1 protein-coding gene is annotated in these 599 nt (G+C 42.1%); it reads right to left on the reverse strand.

The annotated features are described in order from the left end of the window. Positions 1-18 precede the first annotated feature (18 nt). Positions 19-435, reverse strand: coding sequence for a tyrosine-type recombinase/integrase (locus tag HMPREF3168_RS00920; protein ID WP_052109142.1), 417 nt, complete (start codon positions 433-435; stop codon positions 19-21). Between the last annotated feature and the right edge of the window lie 164 nt (positions 436-599).

The following is a 599-nucleotide window of genomic DNA, read 5'->3' on the forward strand; positions in this document are numbered from 1 at the left end:
TCATCCTTACACATAAAATTATACAGTTCCGCTTTTAGGCCTTTCCCTAGCCCATTGATTAACGGCCTTCTGGCATAATTGCGGCGTGATCTTGTCTAAGTAAACATCACCCAAGACGGGCAAGACCTTTGATTCCATACAGCGCTTGAACTGGTAGAAGGAAGTTTCCTTCACTGTTTGAGCGTACAAAGGAAGATACAGTTCAAGCAGGCCCTTGAAAGTAAGCCGCTTCTGATTGATTGGCAAATAGTCCCCGTTCAAGATTGCTTGCTGAACATCTAAGTAAGCTTGTTTGGCTTCCTTTAGTGTCTTGAAGCCCTGCTTCCTAATGATGATAGATTTTCCTGTAGTCTCATCTTTTCCAGCGTAGACAATGAACTTGTAGCGATCTTTCCCGCTGGCTGTTTGATACTTGATAATGTCTTTCTTGTTCATAGTGATTCCTGCTTTCTTTTTCCGGATACGTCCACAGGCTTCAATATGATTAGAAAAATATTTTGTTTTTGGGGATGCTGGCAACAGTCAACAACTAACTGGCATCCCCTGGAAAATGTCCACTTTTGTTAGCTTCTTAAACTTCCCACTTACAAAAGTGGGCT

It is taken from the genome of Lactobacillus sp. HMSC08B12, assembly GCF_001808415.1.
Taxonomy (GTDB): domain Bacteria; phylum Bacillota; class Bacilli; order Lactobacillales; family Lactobacillaceae; genus Lactobacillus; species Lactobacillus delbrueckii.

Excerpts from the sequence above, each read along its gene's own strand:
- HMPREF3168_RS00920 (WP_052109142.1), bottom strand. The coding sequence starts at position 435 with ATGAACAAGAAAGACATTATCAAGTATCAAACAGCCAGCGGGAAAGAT.